The organism is Planotetraspora thailandica (assembly GCF_016863335.1).
Taxonomy (GTDB): domain Bacteria; phylum Actinomycetota; class Actinomycetes; order Streptosporangiales; family Streptosporangiaceae; genus Planotetraspora; species Planotetraspora thailandica.
Genome location: NZ_BOOR01000004.1, coordinates 155,908 through 174,881, shown reverse-complemented (window position 1 = coordinate 174,881; position 18,974 = coordinate 155,908). Strand labels below are relative to the sequence as shown.

At 68.4% G+C, this 18,974-nt stretch carries 16 protein-coding genes; 10 read left to right on the top strand and 6 right to left on the bottom strand.

The annotated features are described in order from the left end of the window. Positions 1-75: 75 nt before the first annotated feature. On the top strand, positions 76-1,638 hold the full coding sequence (locus tag Pth03_RS01750; protein WP_275413008.1) for a beta-N-acetylhexosaminidase: 1,563 nt from the start codon (positions 76-78) through the stop codon (positions 1,636-1,638). Beyond that, positions 1,635-4,250, top strand: a complete 2,616-nt coding sequence (locus Pth03_RS01745; RefSeq protein ID WP_203942282.1) for a glycoside hydrolase family 2 protein — start codon at positions 1,635-1,637, stop codon at positions 4,248-4,250. The genes Pth03_RS01750 and Pth03_RS01745 overlap by 4 nt, the downstream gene beginning before the upstream one ends. A 107-nt stretch (positions 4,251-4,357) precedes the next feature. Here Pth03_RS01745 and Pth03_RS01740 read toward each other — a convergent pair whose 3' ends face one another. From Pth03_RS01740 to Pth03_RS01725, 4 genes are all read right to left on the bottom strand, one after another. Next, a complete protein-coding gene (locus tag Pth03_RS01740) occupies positions 4,358-4,864 on the bottom strand; it encodes a monooxygenase family protein (RefSeq protein ID WP_203942281.1) in 507 nt (168 codons plus the stop codon). A 154-nt stretch (positions 4,865-5,018) separates the two neighbouring features. After that, entirely contained in the window at positions 5,019-5,708 is a 690-nt protein-coding gene (locus tag Pth03_RS01735; protein ID WP_203942280.1) for an alpha/beta fold hydrolase, read from the bottom strand. A 306-nt stretch (positions 5,709-6,014) separates the two neighbouring features. Beyond that, positions 6,015-6,608: a class I SAM-dependent methyltransferase gene (locus Pth03_RS01730; protein ID WP_203942279.1), complete on the bottom strand. Its 594-nt coding sequence runs from the start codon at positions 6,606-6,608 to the stop codon at positions 6,015-6,017. A 3-nt stretch (positions 6,609-6,611) separates the two neighbouring features. Next, positions 6,612-6,872, bottom strand: a complete 261-nt coding sequence (locus tag Pth03_RS01725; RefSeq protein WP_203942278.1) for a 2TM domain-containing protein — start codon at positions 6,870-6,872, stop codon at positions 6,612-6,614. Between the two features lie 129 nt (positions 6,873-7,001). Here Pth03_RS01725 and Pth03_RS01720 point away from each other — a divergent pair, with 129 nt between their 5' ends. Both Pth03_RS01720 and Pth03_RS01715 read left to right on the top strand, forming a co-directional pair. Continuing rightward, entirely contained in the window at positions 7,002-7,799 is a 798-nt protein-coding gene (locus Pth03_RS01720) for an alpha/beta fold hydrolase (RefSeq protein ID WP_203942277.1), read from the top strand. Between the two features lie 101 nt (positions 7,800-7,900). After that, positions 7,901-9,523, top strand: a complete 1,623-nt coding sequence (locus Pth03_RS01715; RefSeq protein ID WP_203942276.1) for an FAD-dependent oxidoreductase — start codon at positions 7,901-7,903, stop codon at positions 9,521-9,523. Between the two features lie 456 nt (positions 9,524-9,979). On the opposite strand, the gene Pth03_RS01710 is transcribed toward Pth03_RS01715, so the two are convergent. Beyond that, positions 9,980-10,774 (bottom strand): TetR/AcrR family transcriptional regulator, encoded by a 795-nt coding sequence (locus Pth03_RS01710; RefSeq protein WP_239118686.1) that lies wholly within the window; start codon positions 10,772-10,774, stop codon positions 9,980-9,982. A gap of 150 nt (positions 10,775-10,924) precedes the next feature. On the opposite strand from Pth03_RS01710, the gene Pth03_RS01705 reads away from it, so the two are divergent. Next, positions 10,925-11,557 (top strand): DsbA family oxidoreductase, encoded by a 633-nt coding sequence (locus tag Pth03_RS01705; RefSeq protein ID WP_203942275.1) that lies wholly within the window; start codon positions 10,925-10,927, stop codon positions 11,555-11,557. An 87-nt stretch (positions 11,558-11,644) separates the two neighbouring features. Continuing rightward, on the top strand, positions 11,645-12,394 hold the full coding sequence (locus Pth03_RS01700) for an SDR family oxidoreductase (protein WP_239118685.1): 750 nt from the start codon (positions 11,645-11,647) through the stop codon (positions 12,392-12,394). Between the two features lie 108 nt (positions 12,395-12,502). On the opposite strand, the gene Pth03_RS01695 is transcribed toward Pth03_RS01700, so the two are convergent. Further along, positions 12,503-13,237, bottom strand: a complete 735-nt coding sequence (locus tag Pth03_RS01695) for a VOC family protein (protein ID WP_203942274.1) — start codon at positions 13,235-13,237, stop codon at positions 12,503-12,505. 357 nt (positions 13,238-13,594) lie between these two features. On the opposite strand from Pth03_RS01695, the gene Pth03_RS01690 reads away from it, so the two are divergent. The 4 genes from Pth03_RS01690 to Pth03_RS01675 all read left to right on the top strand — a co-directional run bounded on the left by Pth03_RS01690 (position 13,595) and on the right by Pth03_RS01675 (position 18,885). After that, entirely contained in the window at positions 13,595-15,073 is a 1,479-nt protein-coding gene (locus Pth03_RS01690) for an LVIVD repeat-containing protein (RefSeq protein WP_203942273.1), read from the top strand. Between the two features lie 276 nt (positions 15,074-15,349). After that, positions 15,350-17,149, top strand: a complete 1,800-nt coding sequence (locus Pth03_RS01685) for a copper resistance CopC/CopD family protein (protein WP_203942272.1) — start codon at positions 15,350-15,352, stop codon at positions 17,147-17,149. Positions 17,150-17,207: 58 nt separating this feature from the next. Then, entirely contained in the window at positions 17,208-17,918 is a 711-nt protein-coding gene (locus Pth03_RS01680; RefSeq protein WP_203942271.1) for a hypothetical protein, read from the top strand. Between the two features lie 67 nt (positions 17,919-17,985). After that, on the top strand, positions 17,986-18,885 hold the full coding sequence (locus Pth03_RS01675; protein WP_203942270.1) for a YcnI family copper-binding membrane protein: 900 nt from the start codon (positions 17,986-17,988) through the stop codon (positions 18,883-18,885). Positions 18,886-18,974: the final 89 nt, after the last annotated feature.

The window sequence follows — 18,974 nt, the reverse complement described above, 5'->3', positions numbered from 1 at the left end:
CCGCTTATCGTGGGGCCGAGAGCTCACGGGGGAGAGCAGTGACCACGCAGCATCGGACCCCTGCGGAGGCGTTTGTTGAACGTCCGTCGTGTCCTCGCGATCCTTCTCGTCCCTCTCCTCGTCTCTCTGGGCACGCCTCCCGCGGTGGCCGCCACAGCGGTCGCGTTCGGTTCGGTCGTCCCGGTACCCGTCACCACGACCGCGACCCCCGGGGTGAGCTACGGCATCACCGCGTCGACCGCTGTCTACACCGACCCCGCCGCGGCCGGCATCGGCGATCGGCTCGCCGCACTCCTGCGCCGTTCCACCGGCTATCCGATCCCCGTCGCGCCCGCGCCCGGCACCGGCGGCATCTCCCTCCTGCTGTCCGGCGCCCCCGCCACGGTCGGACCCGAGGGTTACCAGCTTGACGTCACCGGCACGTCGATCGTCATCCGGGCCAACCAGCCGGCGGGCCTCTCCAACGGCGTGCAGACCCTGCACCAGCTTCTGCCCGTAGCGGCCGACAGCGCGACGGTCCAGCCGGGCCCATGGCCGGTGCCCGGCGGCCACATCGTGGACTACCCGAGGTACGGCTATCGCGGCGCCATGCTGGATGTGGCCCGGCACTTCTTCCCCGTGGCCGCGGTCGAACGCTACATCGACCAGCTCGCCCTCTACAAGATCAACTACCTGCACCTGCACCTCTCCGATGACCAGGGCTGGCGCATCGCGATCGGTTCCTGGCCGAATCTGGCGACGTACGGCGGCAGCACCGCCGTCGGCGGTGGCCCCGGCGGCTACTACACCCAGGCCGACTACCAGCAGATCGTGGCCTACGCCGCCGCCCGCTTCGTCACGGTCGTCCCTGAGATCGACATGCCGGGCCACACCAACGCGGCGCTGGCGTCCTACCCGGCACTCAACTGCGACGGTGTCGCCCCGCCGCTCTACACCGGCACCGACGTCGGCTTCAGCTCGCTGTGCACCTCCAAGGAGCTCACCTACACGTTCATCGACCAGGTCTTCGGGGAGCTCGCAGCCCTCACTCCGGGTCCCTATCTGCACATCGGCGGCGACGAGGCCGCCTCCACCCAGCCCGCCGACTACGCGGCCTTCGTCAACCGGGTGCAGCAGATCGTCGCGGCGCACGGCAAGACCGTCGTCGGTTGGCACGACATCGTGAACGCCACACCGTTGCCCTCGACGGTCGCGCAGTACTGGGGAACCACCACCCGCGACTCCGCGGTGGCCACGGCCGCCCAGCGCGGCACGCGGCTCATCATGTCGCCGGCCAGCCGGACCTATATCGACATGAAATACAACTCACGCACGACCCTCGGGCAGAACTGGGCCGGCTACATCGACGTCAAGACCGCCTACGACTGGGACCCCGGCGCCTACCTCAGGGGCGTGGCCGCCTCATCCGTGCTCGGCGTCGAGGCGCCACTGTGGACCGAGACCATCGTCACGGGCGCCGACATCGACTACATGGCCTTCCCCAGGCTCCCGGCGGTGGCGGAGCTGGGCTGGTCGCCGCAGGCGACCCACGACTGGACGGCCTTCAAGCAGCGGCTCGGCGCCCAGGGCCCACGCTGGCACGTCATGGGCGTCAACTACTACCACTCCACGCAGATCTCCTGGCCGGGCGGTTCATGATGCGTCGAATCCTCGCGATCCTCGTCTCCACCCTCACCCTGGTACTGGCCATCGGCGTCGTCGACGCGCGTGCGGCCACCGTCTCCTCCAGCGAGCTGACCTCCGGCTGGGCACTGCGCTCGGCCACCGGGCTGTCCGACACCGGCGCGGCCATCTCACAGGTCGGCTACTCCACCTCGAGCTGGAACCCTGTCTCACTGCCGTCCACGGTGCTGGCCGGGCTGGTGGCGGACAACGTCTACCAGAACATCTTCTTCGGTCAGAACCTCAAGAACGTCCCCGACCTGACAGGGCAGGACTGGTGGTTCAGGGGCGAGTTCACCGCCGCGGCCGCCTCCCCGGGGCAGGTCTACTGGTTGCGCTTCAAGGGCATCAGCTACCGCGCGCAGATCTGGTTGAACGGCACCCAGCTCGATGCCAACGCGGTGGGCACGATGGTCGGCCACGAGTACAACGTGACCGGCGTGATCCACCCCGGCGCGGTCAACGCCCTGGCCATTCGCGTCACGCCCCCGGCACACGACTGCAAGGACCTGTCGTTCTGCACCGTCGACTGGAATCCCGAAGCCCCCGACATGAACGCCGGGCTGTGGGGGAAGACGCTGGTGGACACCACCGGGCCCGTCGCTCTGCGCGATCCCTACGTCAAGACCGTCCTGCCGCTGCCCGCCACCAACGCCGCTGATCTGACCGTCTACGTCGACGCGGTCAACGCCACGGCGGCGCCGGTCACCACCACGATCAACGCCACCATCAGCAAGGCCGGCCAGCCGAGCATCCCGCTCAGCCAGACCGTCACCCTGAACCCGAACGAGCGCCGCGAGGTCGCCTTCGCACCGGTCCACGTCACCAATCCCGTCCTGTGGTGGCCCTACCAGTTCGGGTCGCCGGAGCTCTACCAGCTCAGCGTCTCGGCGACCGCGGGCGGGGCGACCTCGGACACCAAGGGGATCGACTTCGGCATCCGTCAGTTCACCGACTACCGCACCACCGTCAACGGCACGTCGTTCGCCGGTTACAAGGTCAACGGCCAGAACATCATGTTCCGCGGCGGCGGCTACATGTGGGACATGCTGCAGCGCTGGGACACCAAGACCAACGCCGCGCACATCAAGTACGTCAAGGACATGGGCCTCAACACCATCCGCCTGGAGGGCACGCTCGGCAACGAGGAGCTCCACGACCTGGCCGACAAGGCCGGCATCATGGTGATGCCCGGCTTCGTCTGCTGCAGCGCGTGGGAGAACGACAGCGGGTGGTCGGCCGAGCAGGCCCAGGTCGCCGTCGCCTCTCTCGACACCCAGATGCGCGCCACCCGCGCCCACGCCAGCACATTCCTGTGGACGTACGGCAGCGACCAGCCGCCGACCGCCGCCCACCTGGCCGCCTACAAGAACGTCGCGACCGCCCTGCACTGGCAGAACCCGACCCTGGACAACGTCGCCACCTGGTCCAACGCGAACGCCGGGATGAAGATGGACGGCCCGTACGTGTGGGAGCCGCCGGTCCTGTGGTGGGACACCACCAAGGCGGGCAGCGCCTTCGGCACCACGGGCGAGGAAGGCACCGAGTCGCCGCCGCCGCTGGAGAGCCTGCAACGCTTCCTGGCCCCCGCCGACCAGTGGCCGATCGGTACGGCCTGGAACTACCACGCGGGCAAGGCCGGCAGCGTCTTCGACAACACCGCCCCCTTCACCGCCGGGCTCAACAGCCGGTACGGCACGGCCACCGGCGCGGCCGACTACTCACGCAAGGCGGAACTGCAGAACTACGAGAACACCAGGGCGTTCTTCGAGGCGTGGAACTCCCATGAATACACCCAGTCCTTCGGCACCATCTTCTGGATGCTCAACAGCGCCTGGCCGTCGGTGCACTGGAATCTGTACGACTACTACTTCAAACCCGGCGGCGGCTACTTCGGCAGCAAGAAGGCCAACGAGCCGGTGCACATCGCCTACGACTACGCCACCAAGAAGGTGTTCGTGGTCAACTCCACCCTCACGGCCCGCAGCGGCCTGACCGCGACGGCGACCCTGTACAACATCCCGGACCTGGCCCAGAAATACACCACGTCGGTGCCCGTCACCGCCGCGGCCAACTCCTCCACCCAGGTTCTGACCATCCCCGCCGTCACCGGCCTGTCCACCACCTACTTCATCCGCCTCCAGGTGAAGGACGCGAGCGGGGCGACGGTCAGCAACAACCTGTACTGGTACTCCACGACGGCCGACACGCTCGGGAACAAGAGCAACTGGTACCGGACCACGCCCAAGAACTCCGCCAACCTCACCGGACTGAACAGCCTGCCCGCCAATCCCAACCTGAACGCCACCGCGTCCAGGGTCACCTCGGGCGGCCAGGAAACAGTCACGATCACCCTCACCAACACGAGCGCGACCAACCTCGCCTTCTTCGTCCGTCCCGAGATCACCGCGGGCAACGGCGGCACCGAGGTCGTGCCGGTCACCTACACCGACAACTACATCTCCCTCTGGCCGGGGGAGTCGACCACCGTCACCGCCGCCTACCAGACGGCCGACCTCGGCGGACAAGCCCCCTATCTGCGGTTACGCGGCTACAACATCCCCACTTCCTCCGTCCCTGTTTCCTGAGGTCTTCCCAGGCGACGGCCCGGCCGGAAGCGACCACTCGCATCGGCCGGGCCACGTCGAACCGCGACGGCTCAGTACTCGGCATTCCTGGCCGAGCTTCTGCGTGGCTAGGACTCGTAGAGGTCCGTCTCGCTGAGGACTGGGCTGCCGCCTTCGGAACGGCCCAGCCGGGCTGCGGAGCCGAACATAGGACCACGAGCGCGCTGGATCCCGGCGACCCGTCCGAAGCCGAGCGGCTTGGGCACGTCATCGTAAACGGCCTCCATACCACCCTTGATCGAGTACGTCTCATGCCAGAAACCGGTGCCGCCGGAGTCTCGCAGGAAGTCGAGCCACCATTGTCGATGCGGCTCCGACCGGGCGAATGCGAGCAGCGAGGGCAGGTCGCGCCAGTACTGGCGCATCCCCATGTTCATCGGGAAGAACGAGTAGTAGACGGGCTCGTGCAGCAGCAGTCCGTCCGGCTTGCCGGCGACCGACTCACTGATCTTCCGTCCGAAGCTGAAGAAGGTCCGGATACCGTACAGCCGATTCACCCGCATGCCGAGGTACAGGACCAGGAGGTCTGGATAGGCGGAGAGGTCGACGGTCTGCCGGTTGACTCGGGTTGGCATCTAGGGCTCCTCGGGGCTCCGATTACGCGTGGGCTGGTGTGGGAGGAAGGTCGTGCGACGCCTCGGCCGGGGCGTGGAGTAGACCGCCGGATCGAGTTCGAACCGGCCGCAGCATGCGACCGGTCCATTCATCGCCTAGTACGGAATTCCGGCGTCAGCTGCCGGCCGCCGCCTGCTTGATCAGCGTGGCGACGGCCTCCGGCTGGGAGATGTAGATGGCGTGGCTGCCTGCGGCTTCGACCACGGTGGACCCCGCACGCTCGGACATCGCCCGCTGAGCCTGCGGCGGGATCGTCTGGTCCTCGGTGGCGACCAGGTACCAGCTGGGCTTGGTACGCCAAGCGGCGTCGGTGACCACGCCGCCGACCGCGCCGACGCCCCACGGCACCTGCGAGTCGGCCATGAAAGCGGCCTGCTCCGCGGGCAGGTCGCCCGCGAAGGCGCCGTGGAACTTGTCCCGCTCGAGAACAAGGAACCCGTCGGCCAGGGGCACGATCGGCGGCACCGGCGCGCCCGACGACGGGTCAGGGATGAGCGTCTGCACGGACTCGCCCTTGTCGGGCATGAACGCGGTGACGTAGACGAGCGCCGACACCCGCGGGTGGTTACCGGCCTCGCTGATGACCGCGCCGCCGTAGGAGTGTCCGACGAGTACGGTGGGGCCGTCCTGGCGGTCCAAGATCAGCCGGGTGGCCTCGGCGTCCCCCTCGAGCGTCAGCGTGGGGTTCTGGACGACGCTGACCCGGTAGCCGTCCCGTTTGAGCAGGTCGTAGACGCCCTGCCAGCCCGACCCGTCGACGAAGGCGCCGTGCACGAGCACGACATTGGTCGCGGTGGAACTCATGATGCTTTTCTCCTCGCGTACTGGAGTGATGCGGACGTGAAGGGCCTTAGGCAGCCGCAGGACGGGCTCGATCACGTCTCCTCGGCCCACTGGCAAATGGTGACGCGGCCGAAGCCGCGCTCGTTTCCGATGCCCGACCTTCACGACGGAGCCAGGCTAGATCGGCCTACTTGACGACGACGGAATCGTTTGTGGACCCATCGTGCAGTCCTCGTCAAGTACCCCGGCCCTACGCTGCCCCCCGATCAGCGATCACCACCGGTGCCCTGCCCTTGGGGATCGGCGCCGGAGCGTTCCGCAGCAACGTCACCCTCCGCCGCCGGCCGGGCGCAAGGGGCGACGGCAGTAGTAGACCAGAGCGGGCGGGAGATTGGCCCACACCGTCCGGCTGACGACCACCTCCTCGAACTGCGACTGCAGAGAGCGCAGGAGGCGCCGGGCCGGCGGCGCCCATCGAGCATGCACGTAGGCGAATGTGGTGAACGCGCCCTGTGGTGACAGGGTCGCCACCACCGCGGACAACACGTCGCGTTGATGGTTCTCGGCGAATGCCGCCCACGGAAGGCCGCTGACCACGACATCGGTCTGGCGCAGCCCACGCTGCGCCAGCTCCGTTACGAGATCGGTCGCGTCCGCCTGCACGACGTCGACCGCCGGATAGAGGGCAGCCAGCCTCTGCGCGAACCGTGGATTCACCTCGACGGCTATGTGCCGGCCGCGTCCCGCGAGGCGCCGCTGGATGGCTTCGGTGAACGAGCCGGTGCCCGGGCCGAGCTCCACGACGACCGGGGAGCCGGTTCTGGGCACGGCCGCAGTCGCCACTCTGGCCAGTGCCGGGCTGCTCGGCGCGACTGCGCCGACCGTCAGAGGATCGCGTACGAACTCCAGGAAGAACGCCACCGCTCAATCCCGAAAAGACGAGTGATGCGGGATCCGGCGGGACGGCGAGTAGACCGCCCAGATGTGAAACGCCAGCCCGATGCCCCAGGCGCCCAGCGAGTACAGCGGCCAGAAGAAGCGTTCCGGGGTGAAGAGCCACCACGCCACGACCTGGGCCAGATTGGCAGCTATATAGGAAATGACGTGGGCCATCAGACCCCGCTTCATTTGCTGTGGACTTTTTCTCGGTCTCATTTCGACCAGCCGCCCGTTTTCGACCTGCATGACGGTGTCAGGCTAGATCGGCCTACTTGACGACCAAGGAATTGTTTGTGGATCCGATCGTGCAGTACCCGTCAAGTACCCGGTCCTACGCTGACGCCCGATCAGCCTGCCGAGAAAGGATCCACCTACATGACGACCACCCGCCGAACGCTGCTGGCCGGAACAGCCGCGGTCACCACCGCTGCCCTGCTCGGCGCACCCGCTGCGCAGGCGCACGCGCGGCCGAAGGGCGAGCCCAAGCCGACCGTCGTCCTTGTGCACGGCGCGTTCGCCGACGCCTCCGGCTGGAACGACGTCGCCGCTCGGCTCATCCGCGACGGTTACCCGGTCCTCGCCCCGGCGAACCCGCTGCGCGGCGTGGCGGCCGACTCCGCCTACCTGACCAGCATCCTCGCCACGCTCAGTGGCCCGCTGGTGCTCGTCGCGCACTCGTACGGCGGGATGGTCATCACGAATGCCGCGACTGGCAACGCCAACGTGAAGGCGCTGGTCTACGCTGCCGCGTTCACCCCCGATGAGGGTGACACGCTGCTGGGTCTTCAGACGAAGTACCCGGGAAGCAAGCTGGACGAGACGGCGCTGGACTTCCGCCCCTACGGTGGGGGCCTCGTCGATGGATACGTCAAGCACGAGGTCTTCCGTGACGTGTTCGCCGGCGACCTGCCGAAGGCGACCACCGAGCTGATGTGGGCCGGTCAGCGGCCGAGTGACTTACGCGCGCTGCAGGAGCCCTCCGGCGCGCCGGCGTGGAAGGCGATTCCTTCCTGGTACCTGGTGGCCCGCAACGACAAGGTGCTTCCGGCCGAGGCGCAGCGGTTCATGGCGCGGCGGGCCGGAGCGCGTGTCACCGAGGTCAACGCCTCGCACGTCGCGATGATCTCGCAGCCTGCCGTGACGGCCGACCTCATCAAGAGCGCCGCGCGCTGAGGTCGGCGATGCTCGAGCGTTCGAGGCGCCGGAATGAGATCCCTGTCCAGAAGGGCCCAAGCCGTCTCAGCGAAGGCAGCGAGACCACACGGAGGAACCACGTGAGCGACGCTGCGGGGCAGCGCGGTCCGGCCCTGGATGACGAGCAGGCCCGCCGGCTCGCCGAGTACGGCGAGGTGGAGCACGCCGAGGCCGGCCAGGTTCTGTACGCGACCGGCGACGACTCCTACGACTTCTTCCTGCTCCTGACAGCCACCGTGGACATCGTCCGGAACGCGACGGCGATCGAGCCAGAACGTCTGATCTACCACGGTGGCCCCGGCGATTTCCTCGGCGAGCTCAACCTGCTGACCGGTCAGTACGTCTACCTGACCGCTCGAGTGGTGACCGCCGGGACACTCGTCCGGATCGGTGCGGTGATGTTGCGCCGGGTCCTCGCCGAACAGGTCGACATCGCCGACCTGTTGCTCGAGGCGTTCCGGGAGCGACGCGAGTTCATCCGCTCGGTGGCCGGCAACGCCCTGGAGATCGTCGGCCGGCCGGACGCCGCGGAGACGCTCGAGCTGCGCACCTATGTGACGCAGTTGCTCCTGCCGCATTCCTGGCTCGATGCGACCTCGGAGTCCGGGCGCTCGCTGATGACATCGGCCGAGCTCGCAGCGGACGAACTTCCGGCGGCGATCGTCGGCGGCTCGGTGCTGCGACGCGCGACGCCCGGAACGGTCTCGGAGGTGCTCGGTCTCACCTACCGGGCCGACGGACATCCCGTTGATCTCGTGGTTGTAGGCGCGGGCCCGGCGGGTCTTGCCGCCGCCGTGTACGGGGCGTCCGAAGGCCTGGTCACCGTGCTGCTGGACCGCAGTGGGCTCGGCGGCCAGGCCGCCAAGAGCGCCCGGATCGAGAACTACCTGGGCTTCCCGCACGGGGTCAGCGGCGCGGACCTCACCCGGCTGGCGATGGTCCAGGCGCTCAAGTTCGGTGTGCGGATCTACTCGCCATGCGCGGCGGCGGGACTCGATCTCTCCGACGATCGCCGGTCAGCCGTCCTGCTGGAGGACGGCTCACGCATCGAGTGCCGCGCGGTGATCGCCGCCACCGGGGCCCACTACCGGCGCCTCGACATCCCGCGATGGGCGACCTTCGAGAAGTCGGGCTGCATCAGGTACGCGGCGACCGAACTGGACGTCCGAGAGTATGAGAACCAGCCGGTGACGGTCGTCGGCGGCGCCAACTCGGCGGGGCAGGCAGCCCTCTCCCTTGCCGCCCACGGCGCGACGGTGGATCTGATCATCCGAGGCGACGAGCTTGGAGTTCGGATGTCGTCCTACCTGACCGACCGAATCCGCGCGCATTCTCGGATCCAGGTCCACACCAGCAGCACGGTTCGCGAACTGGCCGGCGACGACACTCTCGCATCGATCGTCGTCGAGAGGTCCGGTGGACGCCGAGACTGGCTGGCGTGCCGCGCGCTGTTCTGCTTCATCGGCGCCGACCCGGTGTCGAGCTGGCTGACCGGCGTGGTCAAGGACGACGACGGCTTCATCCTCACAGACAGCCGGTTGCCCACCGGATCGTCCCGTACGCCACTGCCGTTCCAGACGAGCGCACCCCGGGTCTTCGCGGTCGGCGACCTCCGCTCGGGCTCGACGAAACGAGTCGCCACCGCCATGGGCGATGGTGCGAGCGCGGTCTCATCCGTCCACGCGGCGCTCGCGAGCGACTGATGTTCATCGGCCGCCGTGAGCTTTCGTCTCTGTCGATGTTCGAAGAGCCGAATCGAATTGCTGAACGTGGCACAGACGCGGCGTCCCGGGGACGGCGGGGAGCACTGCACTGAAATGACTGAGCCGCTGCGGACGCTCGCGACGGTCGGACTGCCCGTCGCTGTCTGACTCGCCCTCTCTTCTGGCCGCCGACCCAGATGCGTGCCTCTCCGGCCTGCACCGGGGAACGGACCCATACTGACCTCGTACGTCGAGGTGGTTACGAAACGAAGCAGAGAGCCCCTCCCGAGGAAAAGGCTCTCTTCTACCTCTTCTCTCAGCGCTCAGTCTTGGCTAGAGCATCTAGAACAATTGTTGCTGCTGGCGAGTCAATGCGAAATCCGCCGCTTTCCTGTGAGATAAGCGAAACGAATCCGTATGATTCCCGCGAAACTGTTCACGCGCCTAACCGCAGCGTCAACCTTCGCCACCGAAGTCCCACGGTCGGATGGGGTTGGATGCCGGATTAGGGTCACCATGAGTCCCAGGCCTGAGCGCGGCGATGGCGTCGAGGATGCGCTCGAGCCCCTGCTGGAAGCGCTCGCCGGGGGCGAGATGGGCGGTGCGGGAGTCCAGAACCGACTGGCTGAACAGCGGGAATGCGCCCGATTCGACGACCTGGCGCACGTACGGTCCCATGTAATCCCGCTTCCAGCGCTCGGGGTCCAGGCCGGTACGGCGAGCCTCCTCCAGCCAGCCGATCTCGCGGCGGATCGCGCTGTGGATGTAGTCGTTGAGCATGCCGACGAATCCGGTGATGTCGTCGATGTCGAGTCCGGTCCTCTCGAACGCGCCGAGCGCGAACTCGTGCACGCGCAGCAGGTTGGGGCCCAGCGTCGGCCGGCTGGTGAGCAGCGCGATCAGCCAGGGATGGCGTAGGCCCGCGGCGCGGATCTGCCGGGCCAGTAGCGTCAGGGCGGAGCGCCAGTCACCGGAGGGGCGGTCGGGGAGCTCGATCTCGCTCATCGCCAGGTCGATCATGAGGTCGAACAGGTCGTCGCGCCGGGGCACGTAGCGGTAGAGCGACATGGCGCCGGTGCCCAACTCGCACGCGATCCGCCGCATGGTCGCCGCTTCGACTCCCTCTGCGTCGGCGATCCGGACGGCGGTCCGGGTGATCTGATCCCTGCTGTAGCCAGGACGCCGCCCCGGCCCGGAGCGCTCGTGCCGCTCCGGCTGCATCCAGATGCTGGTCGGTTCCTCGTCGGCCACCCGTGCCCTCTCTCCGTATTTGCGTACATGGTACCTGAATGACTATGGTCCATTTCGAGTACGAGGTACGCGAAATGGAGGACGCATGGATCGATCTCTTCGCATGGCCGTGATCGGCGCCGCCACCGCGATCGCGTTGAAGGAGCGAGCATGCCGCACAGCGTGACAGTCCAGATCGTGGCGGATGTGATCTGCGCGCACTCCTATCTTGGCTACACCCGCTTCGCCCGCGCCGCCGACCGGCTCAGGGCCGAGGGGGTGGAGGTGACGGTGGAGTTTCTGCCCTTCGAGCTCGCCCCGGGTGCGCCCACCGACGGACGGCCGCTGCTCGCCGTCCTGGAACAGACCTTCGGCCCCGACGCGGTGGCCGGCGCGCTCGCCTTCGCCGAACACGCGGCCCGAGAAGGCCTCCGGTTCGAGTACGGCAAGGCGATCGCCACCGGCACCTTCGAGGCACATCGCCTGATCGCCGACGCCGCACTCCAGGACAAGGCCGAACCCATGGCGGAACGCCTCTTTCGCGCCCACTTCACCGACGGACTGCACGTCGGCGACCCCGCCACCCTCGACCAACTGGCCGCCGAGGTCGGCGTCACAACCGGCCGCGTGCCTCCCGCGACCGTGCGCGCCCGGCTCGGCCGCGTACGTCGCCTCGACATCACCGGCGTGCCGGTTTTCCGCATCGAGAACCTGCCCCCGCTCACCGGATCCCCGACCGAGACCACGCTGCTGGCGACCCTGCGGCAGGCCGCCGCTACGAAGGGAGGACACCGTGAGCGATGACCCGACACGGCCGGCGGTCGTGGGCGCGGGTCCTACGCGGCGCCGAGGCCACCATCCCTGCACGGTAGGAAAGGAAGGCAGAGCACGTTGATATTGACCGGAAAGACGGCATTGGTGACCGGCGCGAGCCGGGGCATCGGCCGCGCCATCGCCACCCGGCTGGCTCGCGAAGGCGCCCGCGTCGCCGTGCATTACGGCGGCAACCAGGCGGCCGCCAAGGACACCGTCACCGCCATCGAAGCGGCCGGCGGGCAGGCCTTCGCCGTCCAGGCCAAGCTGGGCGCGCCAGGTGACGCCGAAGCCTTGTGGGCCGGCTTCGACGCGCACGCCGACGGGGTGGACATCCTGGTCAACAACGCGGGCATCCTCGGCGGCCAGACCGAGATCGACGGCGTCACCCGCAACGGCTTCGAGCGCCTGTTCGCGGTCAACGCCACCGCCCCGTTCTTCATCACCAAGCTCGCCCTGCCGCGGCTGCGCGACGGCGGCCGGATCATCACCGTGGGCACCATGCTGACCCGCGGAGCAGCGATGCCCAGAGCCCTCGACTACGCCATGTCCAAGGCCGCACTCGACGTCCTGACCACCGCCCTGGCCAAGCAACTCGGGCCACGCGGCATCACGGTCAACATCGTGGCCCCCGGGGTCATCGACACCGACATGCACCAAGGACGCCTGGTCGGCGAAGCCTTGGCCTGGCTGTCGTCGCAGACACCCCTCGGCCGGCTGGGCACACCGGAGGATGTGGCCGACACCGTCGCCTTCCTGGCCTCCGACGACAGCCGCTATGTCACTGGACACCGCCTCGACGTCTCCGGCGGGACGACCATGTCATAGCGCCACACAATCGAGCCGTCCGGCGTACGTCTGCCCGTCCCGGTGAGCAGACGTACGCCGCGCGGTCCCCGCCGTTGACCCGAAACCGGCCCGAGCCGTTGAACGAGGTCAGCGGGGGGTGAGGAGGCAGAACTCGTTACCTTCCGGGTCGACGAGGACCGTCCAGTGGAGGTCGGACTGGTCGATGCCTGGGTCGGTGGCGCCCAAGGTGCGCAGGCGGGCTTCCTCTGCCGACAGGTCGTCGCCCGGGTAGGGGCAGATGTCGAGGTGGACGCGGTTCCACACGGTCTTGGTGTCGGGGGTGCGGACGAACTCCAGGTAGGGGCCGACGTCCTTGGCAGAGCGCATGATCGCGTAGTCGTCGGTGACCTCGTGCAGGGTCGAGTCCATCGCCTCGCCCCAGAACCGGGCCATCGCTCGAGGGTCGGCGCAGTCGACCACCACTGCGGCGATCGGCCCGGTGCCCTGGTAGAGCGGCCGGGGCTCCAGGACGCAGAATTCGTTGCCCTCCGGGTCGGCCATGACCGTCCAGGGGACGTCGCCCTGGCCCACGTCGGCGGGCGTCGCGCCGAGATCCTTGAGGCGCCCGACCAGCTCCGCCTGATGGGCGGCCGAGGTGGTGGCCAGGTCGACGTGCACCCGGTTCTTCACCGTCTTGGGTTCTGGGCGGGCGATGATGTCGATGCAGACGGCGGAGGGGTCGGGGTAGGCGAAGCCGACGGGTTCGAGGCTGGTGCCGAACTCCTCGCTGTCGCTGCCCCAGCCGAGCGCCTCCGCCCAGAACCGGCCAAGCGCGGCGGCGTCCCGCGCCTTCATATTGATCTGCACCAGTCTCGTTGCCATGCCGGAGAGCCTAAAGGCTGCCGTCACCTGGGCCGCCGCTGTCAAAAACCCTGCGCGACTACTGACAAAACTCTGTTTTTGTGCTGGTAGAGCTGCTAGGCCAATGGCGTCCCAGCCACTCACTCGACTGCGGCCACCCGAGGTTCTCCCACGGCCCAGGCGCGCCCGTCCGCTGGTGACGACCACGGCCGTAAGGGCGTGCCAGGGCACGATCGCGACGAATGACGGAGCCCTAAGGGGGCATTTGCAACATTTGCACCATGACAGCCGCTCTTACAGATCTCTAGAGTCGTGTCACGTGTGATCTTCGGCCGCGCGGTTTTCCAACTGCACTGCCGGCCCCTAAGGGAGGGTCTGGTGAAAGCGAAATCCCTCATGGCGGGTGCGGTCGCTCTGGCAACGGCTGCAGCACTGCAGCTGTCCGGAGCTGGCTCAGCATTCGCAGACAAGCCGTCCGACCCGAGTCCGTCCAGCAAATCCGCTCATGGCGGTCCGGTCATCGACGACGTGCACAACGTCCCGACGACCGCAGTCGCAGGCCACGTCACGTTCATCGACAACGTCAAGGGCGTCAGCGGCTACTCGGGTCTGAACTTCATCCACTACGACAAGTACGGCTACGACTTCATGTTCGCCAACGGCACCGGCGGCCTTGCCGTCTGGTCGCTGAAGGACCCCAAGCACCCGGCCCTGATCTCCAAGATCACGGCGGCCGAGCTGCGCCAGCCGGGGGACACCCAGGACAGGTTCTGGGAAGGCGAGAACATGACCGTCGACCCGAAGCGCAAGCTGGTCTTCCTCAGCCGGGACCCGCGCGGCTTCGGCGGCACCGTCTCCACCGGTCAGTCCGGCGTCTACATCGTCGACGTCAAGAACCCGTGGAAGCCGGAGACCGTCATCTTCCAGCCGGTCCCGGCCGGGCACACAGCCACCTGCATCAACGACTGCACGTACCTGTGGTCGGTCGGTCCGGCCAACACGGGCACGCCGGGCCAGGACCCGTCCTGGAAGGGCGTGCCGATCCGGGTGACCGACATCCGCGACATCAAGCACCCGCGTACCTTCGACGGGGCGCTCGACCTCGGCCGGTTCGACGGGACCACGGACTACGTGCACAGCGTCGACGTCGACAAGAACGGTGTCGCCTGGGTCTCCGGTGAGGGCGGCGTACGCGGCTACTGGACCAAGGGCAGGCACTACGACCCGGTGCAGAAGCGCAAACGGGTCGCGACGGCGTACGACCCGGTGCCGTACGCGGGCGGCACCGTCGTCCCCACCAACCCGGCGGGCACCGCCTTCTTCGACTTCTTCGACCACAACGCCTACCACAACACCGAGAAGCTCGGCTCCTTCGACAAGGGCGAACTCCTCTACATCACCAACGAGAACATCACGGCCTGCTCCCAGGCGGGCGAGTTCAAGATCGCCTCGCTGAAGGGCAGCTACGACGGCGAGAGCTGGCGGTCCACGCCGGAGAAGCCGTTCCGGCTGAACCTGATCAGCCACTGGTCGCCGTGGGGCAAGGAGGGGTCGGCGACCACCGGTAGCTGCTCCGCGCACTGGTTCACGGTGAACGGCAACATCGTCGCGCAGGCGTGGTACGGCCAGGGCACCCGTTTCCTCGACGTGTCGGATCCCAAGAACCCGACTCAGGTCGGCTACTTCCGGGTGCCGGCGGGGGAGGGCGTGACCGCCGGCTCGGCGTCGGCCGCCTACTGGCACAACGGACTGGTCTACGTCGCGGACTACAACCGAGGCGTCGACGTGCTCCGGTTCGACGGCAAGCTGGCCGGAAAGCCGGACAAGAAGATCTGCTGGAACTCGTGCGACAAGTGACCGTCTGAGTCGAAAGCCCCGGCCCGAGCGTGGCGACGCTGCGCTCGGGCCGTCTTTCGGTGGCGACGGGCATGGAGGTAGGACGGGCGTGGAGGTGGACGGTGGGACGCCGGGGTGCCATGCGCGCGGTCGCGCGGGACTGGTGGTGAGCGGTCTGCTCGGCGCCGGCTCCGCCTCCGATGAGGGCAGAGGCGCCCCGAGGCCGCGCGGCGAGATCACGTTTGGGGTGCCGACCCCTCTCTCGGGCGACGGCACGCTGCGTACGGACCAGCGCGGATGACGGGCGGTGTGCACCTCGCGGGCCGTAGTCGGGCCCGGCTGATCACGCGGCTGGCGGTGGTCGCGATCCTCGTGGCGTGCGGCCTGGTCGCGGATCTCGTCTCCGCCGCGGTCACGCATCCGGCGTACGCGCACGCCTACCTAGTAGAGACCTCGCCGGTCGACGGCCAGGTGCTGCGCTCGCCTCCGGCCGACGTCAGGCTCAGCTTCAACGAGGCGGTGAGCTTCAACCAGCGGTCGTTCCAGCTGCTCGACGTGACCGGGAAGAAGCTGGCGATCGGTGCTCCCGGTTACGTGGACGGGAAGGCCAACACGGCGCGGGTGAGCCTTCCGGCGAGTTTGGTGGAGGGAACCTACGTCCTGGCCTGGCGGATCACGTCCGCGGACTCGCACGTGGTGTCGGGGGCGTTCAGCTTCAGCATCGGCCGCCCGAGCACGCTGGCCGCCCCGGTGGAGGATGATGTCAGCCCTGCCGTTCCCGTCGTCGACGCCGTCGGTCGCGCCCTTGCGTTTCTCGGTCTGGCTCTCGCCCTCGGTGGTGGACTGTTCGTCGCCGTGCTCTGGCCCGCCGGCCGCGACGACCGCCGCGCCCGGGGCATCGTGTGGTCCGGCTTCGCCGCCTTGACCGCGGGCACCGTGGTCGTCCTGCTCGTACAGGGGCCGTACGCCGCGGGCACGTCGCTGACCGGGGTGTTCGACCCTGAGTTGCTCGGCGCGACGCTGTCCACGCGGTTGGGTCACGCGCTGTCGGTGCGGCTGTTGATCGTGCTCGCTCTTGGTGTGGCCTTCTGGATCGCTGTACGCCCCTCCTCGTCCCTGGCTGACGTCCGGACGGACGGCGCCAGGACGTCTGGCGTCGGAGTGGCCGGCCTCGGGGCCGCCTGCGCCGTCGCCCTGCCGTTCACCTGGACGCTGGCGGATCACGCACAGACCGGCGAGCAGACCTGGCTGGCCGTACCTGCGACCAGCCTGCACCTGCTCGCCATGGCTCTGTGGCTCGGCGGCCTGATCGCGCTCGCGGCCTGCGTGCTCCTCCCAGGGAGGGGGCGGAAGCCCACCGGCGCCATCTCCCTGGAACCCGCGCTCCCAAGGTTTTCCACGCTCGCGCAGATCTGCTTCGCGGTGATCGCGGTGACGGGGGTGTATCTGGCCTGGCGGCAGGTGGGAACGTGGGGTGCGCTCGGCGGGACGGACTTCGGGCGGCTGCTTCTCGGCAAGCTCGCCGCCGTCCTCGCCGTGGTGGGTCTTGCCGCAGGAGCGCGGCGGTTCGTGCGGCGGCGCGGACGCGACCCCCTCGGCCTCGATGCCGCCCCTTACACCGCGGTGCGCCGACTGCGCCACTCGGTCGCGGGTGAGGTCGTGCTCGGGGTCGCCGTCGTGTCGATCACGGCCGTGCTGGTCAACACCGCCCCGGCCCGCACCAGCTACGCGCCGCCGGTGCATACCACGGTCCCCATTCCCACGACCGTCGCGAACGCGGCCGGCTCAGCCGCCGGGCTGGGGGGCGGCTCGGTTGAGGTGAAGATCGAGCCCGCGAAGCCGGGAAGCAACGTGGCCGACATCTACATCACCGGGCGGAACGGCTCGCTGGTCGCGGTGCCCGAGGTCTCGGGTGCGCTCGAGTCGCGCGACCGCAGCGTCCCGGCGCTGCCCGTCAAGGTCTCCGCGGCCGAACCCGGCCACTATGTGGCGAACTCGATGTCCATCCCCTACCCGGGGGAGTGGGTCCTGCGGCTGGACATCCGAGTCTCCGACTTCGACGAGACACCCGTGCGTGTCCCGTTCACGGCACACTGAAAGGCTGGTAACACACATGCGAGGCGCTGACAGGAAGGCGTCCCGGTTCCGAGCGACCATGACCGCTGCCGGCATGATCGCCCTCTGTGTCCTGGCGGGCTGCTCCAACGGGGCTCCGCAGCCGCTGACCAAGCCGCCCTACACCGTGACCTCCATCCGGTCCGGCCTCGTCAGCCCCAGCGACCTGGGAAAGGGCGCCACCGAGTTCGAGGACACCGACCACGCCTCGCACGTCATCTACACACCCCCGAACAGCATCCCGACCTGTCCGTACGTCCAGCGCTCGGAGGACGCCAAGGTCGACGTGCAGCCGGCGATCGAGCCGGTGGGTGGGAATCCGACCGGGCGGTTCATCGTCGGCCCGCAGCGCGTGGGGCCCTCATCGCTTCCGGTCGTCACCCAGGGCGCAGTGGTCTTCCAGAGCCCCTCGCTCGCCGGCGGCACGATGGACACCGTCGTGGCCGAGTCCGCCAAGTGTCCGGAGGCGTTCAGCGTGCTCGGCGGGCCGCCGTCCGTCGTGGGCGCTTACAAGGTCGGCAGCCAGCCGATCGAGATGGATGGGTGGAAGGGGTTCGCCCAGCATCTCGTGCACACCTCGCCCCCAGAGATGAACGCGGACACCTACGACGACCTGGTCACCGTCGTGGTGCACAAGGCCAACGCCATCATTTACGTCGGCTACGCGCAGATCAAAGCGGTAGGCCAGCGTGCCGACACCGACGAGAAGGTCAAGGCGTTGATGACGACGACGCTGGCCCGCCTCGGTTAGCGATCTTCCATGAAGATCACCTATTGAGGGTCGAAGAACAGTGAGAGTCTTACCTGCTGGAGGAGCGTTGAGCGCTAGAGCCCCCCTGACGGGCACTGCCGTACCCATCACGCCCGCGCTGCGGATGGGGAACCTGGGCCCGGCACACGCGGGCACGTCGCCCGGTCCGGTCGGCTCCGGCACGGTCGGGGCCGCCGAGGCCGAGACGACCGGCGCCCGATCGTCTGACATGACCCGGAGAGTGCGTATGCTGCGCCGCGCCGTACGTGGCCTTGTAACCGTGGGGGTGGCGGCCTGCCTGGTCGGCGTCATGCAGGCGGTGGCGTTCGCGCACGTGACGGTGAACCCGGAGACGGCCACCCAGGGCGGCTACGCCGCATTGACGTTCCGCGTCCCCAACGAGCGCGACGACGCGAGCACCACCGAGATCGAGGTTCAGCTCCCGACCGACTCCCCGCTGGCTTCGGTCTCGGTGAAGCCACATCCCGGCTGGTCGTACGAGATCACGAAGATCAAGCTGGCCACGCCGATCGAGGTGCACGGCGCGCAGATCAGCGAGGTCATCGGAAAGATCACCTGGACCGCGGCGGATTCGAAGTCAGCGATCAAGCCGGGTGAGTACGACGAGTTCTCCGTGAGCGCCGGACCGCTGCCCGAGACCGACCGTCTGGTGTTCAAGACGCTCCAGCACTACAGCGACGGCGAGGTGGTGCGCTGGATCCAGGAGCCGGCCTCCGGTGCCGACGAGCCGGAGCGGCCTGCGCCAGTGCTCCGGCTCGTACCCAAGGGGGACACGGCATCATCTTCGTCGACGGGCACCGCCCGGGCGGCTCTGGCCGCGAGTAGCACGTCTGCGACCGGGTCGGGCGCGGGAGTTCCGTGGGCGGTCGGGCTGTCCGTGGCCTCGCTGGTGATCTCCCTCGCGTGCGCAGCGACGATGGCCGTGCGGTCGCGCCGGACGCGATAACGCCTGCTCCTGCGGGAGTCGCGCCCGGATGGAGGGGTTCTGCCCCTGCGCTTGCCGATGGGGATGATCAGGTCGGGCTGGATCTGCCG

Coding starts and splice junctions, on each gene's coding strand:
- Pth03_RS01745 (WP_203942282.1), top strand. CDS start 1,635: ATGATGCGTCGAATCCTCGCGATCCTCGTCTCCACCCTCACCCTGGTA.
- Pth03_RS01685 (WP_203942272.1), top strand. CDS start 15,350: ATGACGGGCGGTGTGCACCTCGCGGGCCGTAGTCGGGCCCGGCTGATC.
- Pth03_RS01725 (WP_203942278.1), bottom strand. CDS start 6,872: ATGCAGGTCGAAAACGGGCGGCTGGTCGAAATGAGACCGAGAAAAAGT.
- Pth03_RS01695 (WP_203942274.1), bottom strand. CDS start 13,237: ATGGCAACGAGACTGGTGCAGATCAATATGAAGGCGCGGGACGCCGCC.
- Pth03_RS01705 (WP_203942275.1), top strand. CDS start 10,925: ATGCCGCACAGCGTGACAGTCCAGATCGTGGCGGATGTGATCTGCGCG.
- Pth03_RS01740 (WP_203942281.1), bottom strand. CDS start 4,864: ATGCCAACCCGAGTCAACCGGCAGACCGTCGACCTCTCCGCCTATCCA.
- Pth03_RS01720 (WP_203942277.1), top strand. CDS start 7,002: ATGACGACCACCCGCCGAACGCTGCTGGCCGGAACAGCCGCGGTCACC.
- Pth03_RS01735 (WP_203942280.1), bottom strand. CDS start 5,708: ATGAGTTCCACCGCGACCAATGTCGTGCTCGTGCACGGCGCCTTCGTC.
- Pth03_RS01680 (WP_203942271.1), top strand. CDS start 17,208: ATGACCGCTGCCGGCATGATCGCCCTCTGTGTCCTGGCGGGCTGCTCC.